This is a genomic window from Anaerosporomusa subterranea (assembly GCF_001611555.1).
GTDB lineage: Bacteria > Bacillota > Negativicutes > Sporomusales > Acetonemataceae > Anaerosporomusa > Anaerosporomusa subterranea.
This window is the reverse complement of record NZ_LSGP01000017.1, coordinates 809,721-826,076: the sequence shown is the minus strand read 5'-3', so window position 1 is coordinate 826,076 and position 16,356 is coordinate 809,721. Positions and strand designations below refer to the sequence as shown.

The 16,356-nt window shown below is 48.5% G+C and carries 12 protein-coding genes; 3 read left to right on the top strand and 9 right to left on the bottom strand.

All coding sequences use genetic code 11. The features are described from left to right. Positions 1-30 precede the first annotated feature (30 nt). Positions 31-2,553 (top strand): diguanylate cyclase domain-containing protein, encoded by a 2,523-nt coding sequence (locus AXX12_RS11250; protein WP_066242396.1) that lies wholly within the window; start codon positions 31-33, stop codon positions 2,551-2,553. Between the two features lie 222 nt (positions 2,554-2,775). Here the strand turns inward: AXX12_RS11250 and cobO are convergent, their stop codons facing one another. From cobO to AXX12_RS11235, 3 genes are all read right to left on the bottom strand, one after another. After that, complete coding sequence (cobO, locus tag AXX12_RS11245) at positions 2,776-3,306, bottom strand: cob(I)yrinic acid a,c-diamide adenosyltransferase (protein ID WP_066242391.1); 531 nt, start codon at positions 3,304-3,306, stop codon at positions 2,776-2,778. A 250-nt stretch (positions 3,307-3,556) separates the two neighbouring features. Then, a complete protein-coding gene (locus tag AXX12_RS11240) occupies positions 3,557-4,552 on the bottom strand; it encodes an inorganic phosphate transporter (RefSeq protein ID WP_066242388.1) in 996 nt (331 codons plus the stop codon). After that, entirely contained in the window at positions 4,545-5,174 is a 630-nt protein-coding gene (locus tag AXX12_RS11235) for a DUF47 domain-containing protein (RefSeq protein WP_066242385.1), read from the bottom strand. The genes AXX12_RS11240 and AXX12_RS11235 overlap by 8 nt, the downstream gene beginning before the upstream one ends. A 360-nt stretch (positions 5,175-5,534) precedes the next feature. Between AXX12_RS11235 and AXX12_RS11230 the strand changes: the two genes are divergently transcribed. Then, positions 5,535-5,780 (top strand): hypothetical protein, encoded by a 246-nt coding sequence (locus AXX12_RS11230; RefSeq protein WP_066242382.1) that lies wholly within the window; start codon positions 5,535-5,537, stop codon positions 5,778-5,780. 655 nt (positions 5,781-6,435) lie between these two features. After that, positions 6,436-9,627, top strand: a complete 3,192-nt coding sequence (locus AXX12_RS11225; protein ID WP_066242380.1) for a YadA-like family protein — start codon at positions 6,436-6,438, stop codon at positions 9,625-9,627. A gap of 63 nt (positions 9,628-9,690) precedes the next feature. On the opposite strand, the gene AXX12_RS11220 is transcribed toward AXX12_RS11225, so the two are convergent. From AXX12_RS11220 to AXX12_RS11195, 6 genes are all read right to left on the bottom strand, one after another. Further along, positions 9,691-10,263, bottom strand: a complete 573-nt coding sequence (locus AXX12_RS11220) for a xanthine phosphoribosyltransferase (RefSeq protein WP_066242377.1) — start codon at positions 10,261-10,263, stop codon at positions 9,691-9,693. A gap of 208 nt (positions 10,264-10,471) precedes the next feature. Continuing rightward, the gene (locus AXX12_RS11215) at positions 10,472-11,404 is read right to left on the bottom strand and encodes an ABC transporter permease (RefSeq protein ID WP_066242374.1); all 933 of its coding nucleotides are present in this window, start codon (positions 11,402-11,404) and stop codon (positions 10,472-10,474) included. Then, a complete protein-coding gene (locus AXX12_RS11210) occupies positions 11,397-12,431 on the bottom strand; it encodes an ABC transporter permease (protein WP_066243082.1) in 1,035 nt (344 codons plus the stop codon). The genes AXX12_RS11215 and AXX12_RS11210 overlap by 8 nt, the downstream gene beginning before the upstream one ends. Before the next feature lie 31 nt (positions 12,432-12,462). After that, complete coding sequence (locus AXX12_RS11205) at positions 12,463-14,007, bottom strand: ABC transporter ATP-binding protein (RefSeq protein ID WP_066242371.1); 1,545 nt, start codon at positions 14,005-14,007, stop codon at positions 12,463-12,465. Positions 14,008-14,098: 91 nt separating this feature from the next. Beyond that, complete coding sequence (locus AXX12_RS11200) at positions 14,099-15,202, bottom strand: BMP family ABC transporter substrate-binding protein (RefSeq protein WP_066242370.1); 1,104 nt, start codon at positions 15,200-15,202, stop codon at positions 14,099-14,101. A 274-nt stretch (positions 15,203-15,476) separates the two neighbouring features. Then, positions 15,477-16,295, bottom strand: a complete 819-nt coding sequence (locus tag AXX12_RS11195; protein WP_066242368.1) for a carbon-nitrogen hydrolase family protein — start codon at positions 16,293-16,295, stop codon at positions 15,477-15,479. Between the last annotated feature and the right edge of the window lie 61 nt (positions 16,296-16,356).

Below are 16,356 nucleotides of genomic sequence, written 5' to 3'. Positions count from 1 at the left end.
GTTTTATTATCTGCGCACGGAGGAGAGACCATGTCCCATTTCAGTATACGCAATAAAATAACTGTTGTCATTTCAGCCGTTCTGGCGATGACTTTATTGGTAATGGCGTATTTTACTTTGTCCTTTTTTGAAGCTCGTTATAAAGACTCCATCACAGCGCAAGAATTTACCCTCGTTTCCGCCATGGGAAATGAAATTGACGCCAAGATGGAAAATGCCCATAAACTACTGATCGCCAATGCTGAGCTTTTGCCTGTCGCCGATGTCGGCGATCCAGAGAAAATGCAGGCGTTTCTCGACTCAAGAGTAGCTTTGCTTTCCCTCTTTGACAGTCATCTGTTCGTATTCTCACCAGAAGGCAAAATCATTGCCGAGTCGCCATTTGAAGCTGATCGACGGGGACTCGACATATCGTTCCGCGACTACATTCCGGCAACTGTCGCCACTCATCATCCATATATTTCCGAGCCATATGTATCAACCCAGATAGATCGTCAGCCAGCAATCATGTTTACGACACCAATCTTTGATGAGAATCAACGTTTAGTCGCCATTTTCGCCGGTAGTCTGAATCTGTTAAAGGAAAATTTCATTGGTACTTTAGCTGCTACTAAAATCGGCCAAGAAGGCTATGTCTATTTATACAACCGAGACAGAACGATAATTATCCATCCCCAACGCGACCGCATTCTCCAAAAAGACGTTCCTCTGGGTTCCAATCATCTGTTTGACAAAGCTACACAGGGGTTTCAGGGCTCGGGAGAAACGGTTAATTCGCGCGGCTTAGAAATCCTCGCCAGTTTCAAGCAATTGAGGACAAAAGACTGGATACTGGCCGCTAACCATCCGCTGGGAGAATTGTATGCGCCGATTACCGAAGCAAGGACGTATTTCTTACTAATCTCGCTGTTGGTCCTTGCAGTTGTCTTATTCATGATTCGCGCCACTTTAAAAGTCTTGACTAATCCACTCATCAAATTCACCCAGCATGTGCAGGAAATTCCACAAAAGATCGGCTCTGATCGTCTAAGTACAGTAAAAACAAATGACGAAATCGGCGCTTTATCTGACGCCTTCAATCAAATGATCCTAGAGCTCGACGGTCAAAAGCAGGCCTTAACTCATAGTGAGATAAAATATCGTGGTGTTTTCGAAGCTGCCCAAGACGCCATTTTCATCGAAACGCTTGAGGGTAAGATCATTGACGCCAATCCATCCGCCTGCAAGGCATTGCAGTATAGCCGTGAGGAATTAGTCGGGATGAGTATTTCTCGACTTTTACCAGATGACGAGGGAATGACGCTACCGGAACGAATCCAGCAGGTACTCGCTGCTCAAACAAATCCGTCTATTGCAGAAAATCTCCGTAAGGACGGCAGCAAGGTGCTATTTGAACTAACCGCCCGCGAATACAGAATCGCTGATCGCTCGTATGTGGTGTTAATCGCGCGTGATGTCGGTGAGCGCAAACAAATGGAAGAAAAGCTGCGTTATCTTAGTCAGCGTGATTCTCTGACCGGCTTGTATGACCGTGCCTTTTTTGAAGAAGAAAACCTACGGCTGAGCGATAATCGCTTCGCCCCGGTTGGTATGGTCATTTGCGACATTGACGGACTGAAACTAGTAAATGATACTCTCGGTCACAGCGCAGGCGACACCTTGATCAACAAGGCAGCCAGCCTCATCAAAAGCTGTTTTCGTGAAACTGACATTATTGCCCGCATCGGTGGCGATGAATTTGCGATTCTTTTGCCAAATTGTTCTCCACAAGCGGTAGAAAACGCTTGTCAGCGCATTAACGACTCAGTGTTTGAATACAATCTACTCCATTCCGCACTGCCATTGAGCATATCGGTCGGTTACGCGATTGGCAGTGAACAGGATGTCAGTAATCTAGGTGAGCTCTTCCGTGAAGCCGATGATAATATGTATCGCGAAAAGCTGCTGAACAGCCAAACGGCACGGCACTCTCTCTTTCAATCAATTCTGCGTGAAGCCGATGCCAAAGACTTCCGCGCTGGTGGACATAGCGACCGAGTAAAAGACTTGTCAGACAATCTCGCCAATCGTCTGCAACTTCCCAAGAGCCGTATCGCAACTTTGCGTCGCTTGGCTCAACATCATGACATTGGAAAAGTATGCATTTCCGACCGAATCCTATTCAAGCCTGGATCTCTGACTCCGGAAGAGCGAGTGAAAATGCAACGCCATTCTGATATTGGCCGGAGAATTGCCCAATCCATACCTGATCTAACCGGCATTGCCGACCTCATCTGGAAACATCACGAGTGGTGGGACGGAAGCGGCTATCCCCTGGGTCTAAAACAAGACGAAATCCCTCTTGAATGCCGAATACTAAGCATCGCCGAAGCCTATGAGGCAATGACCCATGACCAACCCTACCGTTCTGCCCTAAGCGAGCAAGCAGCCAAAGCAGAACTCGCCCGCTGCGCCGGCAGCCAATTTGACCCCACCCTAGTCAGCGAATTCTTGGCGATGCTAGATGATACGCCTAGTACGAATGAAGATCAGGTCAACAGACAGGCAAACTAGGCATCGTCTTGTTCTGCCGTTTCAGACCGTCGAATACTCCAAGGGCGTTTAGAAGGGTTCAGATGCTAGGCACACTCGGAAATCAAGCAGCGCCGCGTACGATACGGGTACTCAAGCAATAGATTTCTGAGTGTAACAACGACCGAATGCATATGCCATCCATGGCGCATTCGGCACTAGCGCATCCGTGCGCGTCGCAGATGGGCCCTTATCAACGCCCTTTCAGTATTCTATGCCTTGTTGGGCCTTGACGCCCTGTTGAAACGGATGCTTTACCTCTTTCATTTCTGTGACCAAATCTGCCTTCTCGATCACCGCTGCGGCGGCATTTCGTCCGGTTAGCACAAGGTGTAATTGAGGCGGCTTCACTGATAACAGATTAAGCACATCATCCACGCTGATCAAGCCAAAATGAACAGCATAGTTGATCTCATCTAACACGATATAATCCCAGTTTCCGCTCGTCATTTCTTGACGTGCCGCTGCTAATGCTTCCTTCGCGGCCGCCTTGTGCGGCGCCATCGCATCATCATTGCTGCCTTTAACAAACCCCTCACCCATCTGACGAATGATAAAATCTGGTCCGAGACGGCCAATGGCCTGGAGCTCGCCATACTTCCAACCACCCTTAATGAATTGGAGAACCAATACGCGAAAACCGTTTCCCCATGCGCGCAACCCCATGCCGAGCGCGGCAGTTGTTTTCCCCTTACCGTTACCAGTATGAACAATGACCAATCCCTGCTTTTCCATAAATATTGACCTCCTTTGTCCTTTTGGGAGAGAGGGTACGAAACCGCGGTCTTTAGCGGAAATAAGGGTCACATTTCCACAGAGGGTTAAAGTTTGGATCCAGCAGTATTGCTGGCAAAATAAATACTACTCCTCTGTGACCTCTGTGTATCCTCATTTTCCTCTGTGGAGACGTAACCTCGTCCTTTTCACGAACATATACTTTCTAGTAGTTTAAAAAATGCGCTGTAACACAGCGCATTTTTTCTTGCTATAAGCCCATCTGTTTGATAATCAAATAAATCGCTGCGCTGGCCACCGCACTGAAGGGAATGGTTATGAACCAGGCAAAAACCATGCTGCGAGCTACTCCCCAGCGTACAGCTGACATACGCTTTACTGATCCCACACCCATAATCGAGCCAGCAACAACGTGAGTCGTACTGACTGGTAAATGTAAAAAAGTCGCGATGAAAACAACCACTGCTCCATTTAGTTCTGCAGCGAAACCATGAATTGGTTCGAGTTTAGTAATCTTGCTGCCCACCGTTTTGATAATCTTCCAGCCGCCGAAAGAGGTACCCAACCCCATCGCAGCCGCGCAAGCAAGTTTGACCCAGGTAGGTACATCAAACGTCTCAATCTGCCCGGCGCTTAGCAAAGCCAACGTTATAATTCCCATTGCTTTCTGAGCATCATTTGAACCGTGTGAAAAAGACATCAACCCAACCGAAAGCAATTGGATACGTTGAAAGCCTTTATTCAACCAATACGGTGAGAACCGTCCAAACAACCATAAAAGCAAAAGCATAACCACAAAGCCACTCACCATAGCGATCATCGGAGATAATACCAAAGATAATACGATTCTCTCAATACCTGTCCAGTTTAATCCTGAAAACCCCTTGCTTACGGCAACAGCGCCCATTACACCGCCAATTAAGGCATGAGAAGAACTGCTCGGTATCCCCCGCCACCAAGTCACTAGGTTCCAGATGATTGCTCCCAGTAAAGCAGCGGAAATTACCTGCTGATTAACCATAGTCGGTGACATGACAATATCGCCACCAATGGTCTTTGCCACGCCTGTGCTCAGCAACGCACCGAGAAAATTTAATACGGCTGCCATTATAACCGCCACTTTTGGCTGAAGTGCGCGAGTAGTAACTGCAGTGGCTATCGCATTCGCCGTATCATGAAATCCATTAATAAAATCAAAAGCCAACGCTAGAAAAATGACCAGATACAAAAGACTTAAATCAGGCATATTTTAGCAGAACTCCTTTTAGTAGATCTGCTACATCTTCGCAAGTGTCGAGCACTTCTTCCATCTGATTCAATATTTCTTTCCATTTAATAACTTCGATTGGATCAACACCCTTGCGGAACAGTCGAGCGACTTCTTGGCGATACAGCTTGTCGCCTTTTGCCTCAACCTTTTCAATCCGACTGCAGCGAGCCTCTAATTTCAAACGATTCTTTCGGATATCAGGCAGGCAGTTGCAAGCTTTGTCAATCTGTTTGGCGCCTTTAGAAACCAATTCGGCTAACTCTTTAACACCATCAGAAGCCTTGCCGGCATTATACAAATGCAGCCTTTCAACAATGCCTTGAATACCATCAACAACATCATCCAATTTATTGGCCAGAGCATAAATATCTTCTCTGTCAATCGGGGTAATAAAGGTTTTGTTCAGGCGAGTGAGTATCTTTGCTGTAATATCGTCAGCTTGATTTTCATACTCGTCCATGGTCTGCATGATCGCTTCGACCTTATCTGGGTTGCGGAGCGCTGATTCTAACGTATCGGCTGCAAGCTGAATGACTTTGGTCATTTCCAAAACAAGATCGAAAAATTTTTCATCGGCTGGTTTCAGCTGAAAGGACATTATGTGCCTCCTCAAACTATTATACTGTATTAAGAGCGTGTTTCGAAAAACACGCAACCATAAAAGGGAGTCTGTTAGAAAATGTCCAGATGTTGTTACATATGCGACTACAAACATCGCTGTAATACATAAGCTTAGTAGTATCACTAGGAACAGCGAGGCTTGCGCAGCGCCGCGTACAAAGGGTACGCAAGCAAGCAAACGCAGTCGTGACAACGCAGATGGGCGTTTTGTAACAGACTCTATTAGAGTACCCGTACAACTCGCGGCAAATACAAAAGCCTCTGTGAAACAAAGAATAGAACTGGTTGGCAATGCAAAGGCTAGGTGTGAACGAATTGAAAACCAAGGAGCGCTTTCATGCAAGTCAGAACTGGATTAGAGATCGTCAGACTGCATCAAGAATATCGGGAAAAAATCAGTGAGCTCGAACTCTGCACAGCTAAAGTGGAAGGCCATGGTTATGCCCAAAAGGTTCTAGATGAGCAAATTAACCACCTGCGCAAACTTCTGCAAAGCCTGGAAGGAACTCGCTTTCAGGCGCTTGAGCCTGTTAACATTACCACATCCATGCTCGGTGGGGTATCAGACATCTTTTCGCAATAATTATAAAGTTAAATTATGCTGCAAAATGATAATATTCGTCAAAAGCTGACTTTTTCCTGCAATAAAACAAAAGAAGACATGATAAAGGTAGATTTTAACTATAGATGACTAGTCAAGGGTGTCGATAAGCACCCTTCTTTTTTTTGCCTATTTTTCGTTATTCGCTAATAGTTTTTGTGGGATTAATTGGAAAATTGAATAAATATAGGTCTAAAGACCCGTATATCTAGGACTTATGTCCTTATATGTAGTTTTTTTTCTAGTTCTCTTTCTGTTATTTAGACAAGTATCTCATATCAATAGCCATAAAATATAATAGATTACATTTTATGGAATTTATTATCCTGCGCGTGGAAATGCTAATTACACAAAACTATCCATCGGCTTTTAGGCTTGGTTCCTACATAGGGCAGAGACCTATATAGCCAGAGGAAGAGGGTGGTATTTCGTAGGGTGGATCAGTTCACTGTCCTGTCCTCATGCAAACTGTATCCCATACCCTTCAGCCAAAAGGCAACGGTAAGGACTGATCTCAGAGGGGGTATGTCTGAATCAATGTTTGGAGAGTTCTCTTTCCCCTAAGACCAAGAGGCCGTACGACCAAAAGTCAGCGTTGGATTAAAAGAAAACAAAACGAAAGGATTGAATTAAAGACATGAGGAAAAAGGGACTGAAACAGACATTAGTTTTGGTGTTGGTCGTGTTGTTTATTTCGTCTTATTCGCTGCCGGTTTATGCTGCGAATACTGAAATCGGTGCTACGGGTACTTTTTTAGGTGTTGTTGTTATTGCCCCAACCGCGCAAGCTGATAATAATGATGGAAAAGGCGTCGCCGTTGGCGACCAAAGCCAAGCCAACGGCCAGAATGCCACAGCAGTTGGGCAAGCAGCAAAAGCCAATAGCAACAACAGTACTGCTGTAGGCCAGAATGCTCAAGCAAATGCGAACAATAGTGTTGCCCTTGGGCAAGGTTCTGTTGCCGACGCAGCAGGCACTGTTTCAGTCGGAACTTCCACCAATACGCGGAAAATTGTCAATGTTACCGCAGGAACTGCTGCTACTGATGCAGCTACTGTAGGGCAAATGACAACCGGCGATGCCAATACACTGGCAAGCGCCAAAGCACATGCCGATGCCGGCGATGCAGCTACACTAGACGAAGCCAAAGACTATACTAATTCTACAGCTTTGAGAACGTTTAATGCTGCTAAGAAATACACTGACAAAGAGAATCTTCGTAATGATCAGGGTGGCGCTTCTGCCACCGGAGTGAACGCAGCAGCCTATGGTACAGGAGCAAACGCTAATGGCGACAATAGCACCGCAATTGGTCAAAAAGCTTACGCCACTGGCGCAAACAGCACGGCAAACGGAAACTCGTCAGTCGCTTTAGGCAATGATAGTACAGCGACCGGCGCAAATTCGTATGCTATCGGCACTGCAAGCACCGCTACAGGCGAGAGTGCATTTGCCGGCGGCAACAACAGTACTGCCACAGGACAAAATTCTCAGGCAATTTATAACAATACAACGGCAACTGGTCAAGACGCTCAAGCTGTTTACGAAAACAGCACAGCAACAGGCCAGCATGCTACTGCATACGGTAAGAATAGCACCGCAACTGGCCAAGACTCTTATGCCAGAGGTGAGAATAGCACTGCCACTGGTCAAAGTGCCAATGCTCAAGGTGCTAATAGCACTGCTACCGGGCAATATGGTCAAAGTTCGAAGGCTCAAGGTACAAACAGCACTGCTACCGGGCAATATGCTCAGGCTATTGGCGATAACAGCACTGCCAATGGTCAAAGTTCGAAGGCTCAAGGCACAAACAGTACCGCTACCGGGCAACATGCCACTGCGATAGGTCGCAATACGACGGCCACTGGTCAAGACGCAACCGCCTTCGGTTTAGATAACACCGCTACCGGTCAAAATTCCAAAGCGATCGGCGTAAACACCACTGCAACTGGTAAAGACGCCTTAGCGCTTGGTCACAACACCACCGCTACTGGTGAAGGCGCTACCGCTATTGGCCGTAACTCCACAGCTACTGGTCAAGATGCCACCGCAATCGGTAGGGATAACACCGCAACTGGCCAAAACGCTAAGGCAATTGGCTCAAACAACACCGCAACTGGCGAAGATGCGAAAGCGCTTGGACACAACTCCACCGCTACTGGTGAAGACGCTACAGCTATTGGCCATAACACAACGGCTACTGGTCAGGATGCTACGGCAATTGGTCACAATACCACCGCAGACGGCCAAGATGCCAAAGCCAAAACCGAAAACAGTTCCGCCTTCGGCCAAGGTGCTGTAGCCGGAACTAAAGGACACAATTCAGGAGAAGGCGAACGTAACGGCTTTGGATATGAAACCACTAATGCCACGGCAATAGGCCAGAATGCCCACGCCACTGGGCAAGATAGCACGGCTGCAGGCCAGGGTTCTAGAGCCACTGGCGATTACAGCACTGCAGTAGGCCAAAACGCCAAAGCCAAAGGATATCAAAGTACCGCAATTGGCGAAGCCGCCAAAGCCAGTGGAGAATATAGCACTGCCACTGGCCAAGATGCTTGGGCAACCGGCAGGAACAGTACTGCCACTGGCCAATATTCTACAGCTTCCGGCAAAAACAGTACTGCAACCGGCCAAAATGCATATGCTGAAGGCAACAATAGTACAGCTACCGGACAAAATGCATATGCCGAAGGTAAGAACAGCACCGCCTCCGGCCAAGAATCTACAGCCCACACGAAAAACAGCTCAGCTTTCGGACAGGGCGCAGTAGCCGGTTCTCACAACTACTCCCCAACGTTTAACGGCGATGGGAATGAAGAGAAATATGATAACACTAATGCCACAGCTATAGGCCAAAACGCCCATGCAACCGGTCAAGACAGCACCGCAACCGGCCAAAATGCCAAAGCCACAGGCGACCATAGCACAGCAGTTGGCCAAGAATCTAAAGCAAAAGGCGAAAACAGTACAGCAATCGGTGATGGCTCGGTAGCAAAGCGCAATGATACTACGGCTGTAGGTCAAGGCGCAGAAGCCACAGCGAAACAGGCCACCGCAGTCGGTCAAGACGCCGTAGCAAGTGCTCGCAATAGCACCGCCATCGGCCAAGGTGCTGAAGCGTCTGCTCGGAAGAGCACAGCTCTCGGTCAAGATGCCGCGGCATATGGCGTAAAAAGTACAGCTATCGGCCAAGGCTCTTCAGCAAACGCCCACAACAGCGTCGCGCTCGGCGCCGGTTCTATCTCAGATCGCCCCAACACCGTTTCCGTCGGCTCTTATGGCAATGAACGCCAAATCACCAACGTCCGCGAAGGTGTCGCCGATACCGATGCCGTTAACGTACGCCAATTGCACCGGTCAGGCGCGATGGCTGCCGCATTGTCAGGAATTGCAACCATGAAATATGATCCCCTATCAAAAGCTGAATGGGGTTTTGGAGTCGGTACCTATGGCGGCCAACAGGCTCTGGCACTTGGTATTAACTATCACTTTGATGAGTCTGTCATGGCTAATTTTGGTGTCGCTTTCCAAGGCAGCGAGTCGAAAATGGGTCGTTTCGGGTTAGTCTGGAGAATGGGACCTTCGACCAAACATACTGCTCAAGCTACCAGCACAGACGTTGAAAAATTGCAGACCGAAGTCAAAGAATTAAAGAGCGCACTTGCAGAACTGAAACAATTGATTACCAAAAGTGATCCCCCAGCAGAAGCAAAAGTAGAAGTTGAAGTTGAAGTAAAAGCAGAACCTGTCAACACCCCAGCCGAGATGCAAGACTACCCCCTAGCACCTCCAGCTTATACTAACTCTCCCGCAAATCCACAATAATCCCAACTGCAAAAAGGCTGCCAGAGCAACACGCTCTGGCAGCCTTTTGAATTACATGGATATTCATTCCGCGAAACAGATTTTTCCCGGTTCCATACTAGTAATTGCGGCTAATGATTCGATCCGGACCCCCTGTGCCCGTAAACTGTCGCCGCCGCCCTGAAAGCGCTTTTCGATGATAATGCCAGCACCGGCTAGTTTCGCACCGGCCTGATGGACGATATTAACTAATCCGTTCATCGCCTCACCATGAGCGAGAAAATCATCAACAATCAACACGACGTCATCTTTTCCCAGATAACGTGCCGACACTGTGATATGAACCGCCTCTTTGCGGGTAAATGAATATACATCTGCCGTATAGACAGAATCATTTTGAGTCGACGCGCGGCTCTTTTTAGCAAACACGAGCGGCGCATTAAGCGCTAACCCGACTGCCATCGCCACCGCAATGCCAGAGGCCTCAACCGTCAGTATGCGAGTCACTCCCTCTCCGGCAAACCGGGAGGCAATTTCCTGTCCCATTCGCATGACAAAAACCGGATCAATTTGATGATTCAAAAATGAGTCTACTTTTAGGACCTGGCTGCCGATGACTTCCCCATCGGCAAGAATTCGTTCGCGAAGTTCTTGCATGATTCTCTCCTAGCGTTTTACATATAAAAGTATAGAGGTGTAAGGACGAGCTACGTTAACCGCAGAGTACACAGAGTGCGCAGAGGATATCCGCAGAGGGTTACTTTGCCATAGCCCTCTGTGTACTCAACGCACCCTCTGCGTACTCTGCGGTAAAACGTCCTCCACATACTCTGTGGTTAGCGCCCCTTAGAGCTATTATATTATTTTACCTCGATTCCCTATCATATGGCAACCCCAAAGCTCCAGGAGCTGCTAATTTGCCACCGCGGCGAGCCATCACGGCAACCAGAGCAACAATAGTAAATATATATGGCAGCATCGTTAAGAAAAATGGCGACAGAGTAACACCCTTCACCTGAAGATAAAAGCCTAGCGCATCAATGCCACCGAACAGATAGGAACCAACCATAGCCCGCAACGGACTCCAAAGGGCAAAAATAACTAACGCGACAGCTATCCAGCCACGTCCGGCCGTCATGTTCTCCAACCAGCTCGGCGCATAGGCAAGTGACAGGTAGGCTCCGCCTACGCCGCATAACATGCCGCCAATGCATACATACAAATAGCGCAGAAAAAACACATTTATCCCCAGCGCATCGGCTGCTGCCGGATTTTCGCCCAAGGCGCGCAGATGCAGACCCGGACGGGTTCGAGTGAGGAACAGCCATAACAGCGGCGCTAATAAGTAACTGAGATAAACGAGTATGTCATGGTTAAACATAATTGGCCCAATAAAAGGAATGCCACTAAGAAAGGGCAGCGATTGTGCAACAAATGGCTGTGGAACAGGCATACCGATATAAGCCTTACCAAGATAGCCGCTCAAGCCAGTCCCAAACAGGGTCAGAGCCAAGCCGCATACTGTCTGATTAGCGCGCAGGGTAATGGTCAAAAAGGCATGTATCAGGGCAACCATACCGCCAGCGAGCAAGGCAGCAGCCAGTCCAATCCAAGAGCTTTCAAATGCCACAGCTGCGATGAAGCCAGAGACCGCCCCCACCAACATAATCCCCTCAACACCCAAATTTAGAATACCGGCCCGTTCAGTGACCAATTCGCCAAGTGCGGCATATAGTATCGGCGTGCCTGCAGTGATGGCGGCCGCCAGAACGGAAATAACAAATCCCTGATCAGCCACGCGCTACAGCTCCCTTCACACTCTTGACTACAAGCCGATATTGAGTAAACACTTCGCCGCCAGCAACAAAGAAAAGTATCGCACCTTGCAACATTGCCGACACAGTGGCAGATACACCAAAGGTCTGGATGTAGTAGCCACCCACTTGCAGTGCGCCAAACAGCAGTGAAACGATCCCAATCGCTAACGGGTTCATCCGGCTCAAATACGCAACAATAATGGCGGTAAATCCGTAACCTGGACTAATATTTGGCTGTAAGCGTCCGACAATGCCGCTGACTTCCGTCATGCCAGCCAAACCACAAATCGCGCCGCTGGCCAGCATCACAAGGTAAATATTACGTTTAATATTCATGCCGGCATAACGGGCTGCCGTCTCATTAGCGCCAATGACGCGGATCTCATAGCCCCAGCGTGATTGGCGGAATACCACATATAAAAGCACCATCAGTACAATAGCAAAAATCAGCCCAGCATGAATGCGGCTGTCACCAAGTGTAGGCAGCAAAGCCGACGGAGAAAAAGGCGCAGTCAGCGGAAAATTGTGGCCCTTCGGATCGCGCCAAGGCCCATGCACCAGATAACTAACCCAAAGACTGCCAATATAGTTCAACATGAGTGTAATAATAATTTCATTGACTTGCCATTTCGCCCGTAATGCAGCCGCAATCAGCGCCCAAATACCGCCACTGAGCATTGAAACAACCACCATTAGCGGCAGCAGCAGCCAGGCCGGCAGTTCCGGAAAGCTCAGCGCAACCCACGTTGCCGCAAAAGCTCCCATATACAGCTGCCCTTCGCCACCGATATTCCAGAGTTGCATGCGAAAGGCGATCGAAATGCCGAGACCACAAAGCATCAGGGGAATGGCCTTTACTAATGTTTCAGAAAGCCCGTAGGCCGAGCCAACGGCTCCGGTTAACATGGCAATATACACGTCCAACGGATTTTGTCCAGTCAAAGCGAGAAATACCGCACAAAACAATAGTGCCAGGATAACGGAGATAACGGGCGTGGCCAACGTCATCGCCGTTGAGGGCGCAAGACGCTTTTCCAGTTTAACCGCACATGGGAACAACACCCATTTCGCCTCCTTCCAATCGTACAGAACCTGCCATTAGATGACCGATCGTAGCAACGTCTACCTCATTAGCGGCAAACTCACCGGCGATACGGCCATTAAATAATACACCGACCCGATCTGCCAGCTTTAGAATTTCTTCCAGGTCTTCTGAGATTAACAGAATCGCCGTACCGTTCGCACGCAAAGCAAGCAGCAATTTATGCACCGCTTCGGTCGCGCCCACATCGAGACCACGGGCCGGATAAACAACCACCATCAGCCGGGGACGCTGTGCTATTTCTCTAGCCAGTAGCAATTTCTGCAGATTGCCGCCTGACAATAAACGCACAGGTTGCCGCAAACTAGCCAGTTTCACATGGTGCTGCTTGACCAACTTCGCCGCCTTTTCCTCATTCATTTGCCGCCGCAGCAGCCAGCGGCCAGAACATTCCGGCTGGCGATAACTTTTTAAAAGCAAATTATCGAGAATATCCAGATCTGGCGCCAGTCCGACACCAAGCCGGTCTTCTGGGACATAGCTGACACCACGCGCAATCATAGCTGAGGCTTTGCAGTTTGTTACTTCTTCACCGAAGACGGTAACCGAGCCCTCGACAACTTTACGCAATCCAGCGATCACTTCTGCCAGTTCACGCTGCCCATTGCCAGCGACTCCAGCCAAACCCAGTATCTCGCCTTGTCTTATGGTCAGCGATAAACGAGACAAACCTTCGAGTCCCATGTTATTTAGGGCAATTACCTTGTCTAACTTTAGCGCCACCGTTCCTACTGCAGCGTCTTCGCGTTCATATTGTGAAGCAACATCCCGCCCTACCATTAACCGAACCAATCGGTCAGTGTCGAGCTGAGTCCGCGCCAATTGACCGCTGACCTTGCCGCCGCGTAATACCGTTACCCGATCAGCTAATTCGTGAACTTCGTTCATTTTATGCGTAATAAAGACGACAGCGCATCCACTGTTCGCCATATTCTTCAAGTTTGCAAATAACTCGCAGGTCTCCTGCGGCGTCAGTACCGCCGTCGGCTCATCCATGATCAAAACCCGCGATCCTTGATACAATGCACGCAGAATTTCCACGCGCTGTTTCTCACCTACCGACAAGTGGCCGACAACAGCGTCTGGATTAACTGCCAGACCAAATTTTTCTCCCAAAGCAATAATTTCCGCTTTTACTTTCTTGGCAGACAGCAATAAGCCGCTACTTTCGCTCATCATCATGTTTTCCGTCACAGTGAACGGTTCGACCAACTTAAAATGTTGATGAATCATGCCAATGCCGCAGTTAATTGCATCACGCGGCGAAGCAAAATTACGGGTTTTCCCCTCTATGGCAATCGTTCCTGAGTCGGGACGGTACAATCCGGCGAGTACCGACATCAGCGTACTCTTTCCAGAACCATTTTCGCCCAACAGAGCGTGAATCTCTCCGGCGCAAATATCAAGGTCCACACAATCATTTGCAACTACGCCCGGAAAGGTCTTAACGATGCCGCGCATCTGGATAAGTGGTGCGCTCATATGTTTTCTCTCCCCTGTTTAAAATACATTGAGCCGCCAGAAGGCCCCATTTGCGTCACCACATCTGGAGCCTCTACAACGGCCTGAAAAGTTATTGTTTAGGAATCGTTCCGTCTACACCTTCAACAAACCAATTGAAGCTCAACATATCCGCATCAGACATTTTCTGACCGGCGGCAATCTTGATCTGACCAGACTGATCTTTTACTGGACCATGGAATACGTCCCATTGATTGTTCAGAATTTTTTTCTTAGCGTCTTCAACAAGTTTCTTGGTTTCATCAGTAACCATTGGGCCAAACGGAGCAATAGCTACCACGTCATCGCTCATCGGGCCCCAATACTGTTCAGACTTCCAAGTACCTTTCTTAACGGCATCGACTACTTTCACATAGTAGGGGCCCCAGTTCCAGAGAGCGGAGGTCAAAACAGCCTTAGGCGCCATCTTGCTCATGTCGGTGTTATAGCCAATGCCGAACTTACCTTTTTCCTGAGCAGCCTGCATGGGTCCCGGAGTGTCTTGGTGCTGAGCGATCACGTCAGAACCAGCGTCAAGCAGTGTTAGAGCAGCCTGTTTTTCTTTGGCAGGGTCATACCAGGTATTTGTCCAAACAACTTTTACCTTCGCTTCTGGGTTCACCGAGCGTACACCTTGGGTAAACGCGTTGATACCGCGGATAACTTCTGGAATCGGGAAAGCGGCTACATAGCCGATCGTATTGGATTTAGTCTGTTTACCAGCAGCAATACCGGTCAGATAACGGGCTTGATAAATCCGGCCGAAATAGGTGCCTACATTAGGCGCTGTCTTAAAGCCGGAGCAGTGTAAGAACGTGATGCCAGGATATTTTTTAGCAACATTAATGGTGGGGTCCATGTAACCAAAACTGGTAGTAAAAATGATCTTGTTACCCTGTTCGGCCAGTTGAGTAATAACACGCTCGGAATCCGCACCCTCAGGCACAGATTCAATAATAGTAGTTTGCACATCAGGCATTTTTTCCACTAAATACTTACGGGCTTGATCATGAGCATACGTCCAGCCGGCGTCGCCAACTGGTCCGATATACACGAAAGCGACTTTCAGCTTGTCTTGCTTTGGCGCTTCTGCTTTTTTCTCGCCGCCGCAGCCGCTAAGGACAAGCGACATAGCCATGACCAGAGTCAAAGCAAGTATAAGAGCCTTGTTCTTCATGTTTTTTCTCCACTCCCCATATGTATAATAGAACTTTTTTTACTTATTCTGCTTTAATGTTCGTTTCCCTGCTGGAGGAGTAAAAAAACATGAACGAATTTTATCTTTTTCAGCAAAATGTTCTAAAAATCGGAAATGGACTGCTTAACCGCAGAGTACGCAGAGACCGAAGAGGGTGCTCTGAGGGCTACTGGGTTACGAAAATAACCGTTCCCTCTGCGGGTCCCTTCCGCGTACTCTGCGTGCTCTGCCATTTACAGACGTATTCTCTGCTTCAGGACGTGTAAATGTCTTCTCGCCAGTGCTTTAGAATTGGTAACTCTGCCCGTACTTTATCGATTAGCGACAAATCCATCTCTGCGGTAATCACAGTCTCGTGCTCGTCTGCGGCTGCCAAAATGCGTCCCCAGGGATCGATTAGCATCGAGTGACCATAAGCCTTATATTCAGCATTAGGATTTTTCGCAGGCGCAGCGCCGATCAAAAATACCTGATTATCCACCGCCCGCGAACGAAGCAGCAGCTCCCAATGCGCCGGTCCAGTCGTCCAGCCAAAAGCGGCAGGGTAGATCAACAGTTTTGCCCCTTGGAGTGTCATACATCTTGCAAATTGGGAGAAGCGGATATCATAACAAACACCAACACCAAACGTCAGATCCGGTGTTGAAACTACAGTCGTTTTATCCCCAGCAGTTAAGGTCTTCGACTCCTGAAAGACAGTACCACCGGCAATATCCACATCGAAAAGATGGGCTTTGCGGTGGCGCGCCAGTAGTTTCCCTTGGCTGTTAAAGACAAAGGAAGTATTGTAAATGCGGCCAGCGGCATCTCGTTCAGGAATCGAGCCGCCCACGACTGTCATTGCATACTTTGACGCAGCCGCAGACAGCATCTTTGTTGTCTCACCCGAATATTCTTCCGCGTATTGCGGAAACAGCTCTGCCGTGTAGGGACAATTAAACATCTCCGGCAATACGGCCAGCGAACACCCGGCCTGCTTGGCCTGCCGCAGCATATCCTCAGCCCGGTCTAGATTGTCCTGTTTGTCGTCCTGTACAGCCATCTGACAAATGCCCACCTTAATACTACTCATGCCCTTCCCTCCTGTACTATTTTCACAACAGTTCGCCACCGCGATTGCCATTTCCTTTCAT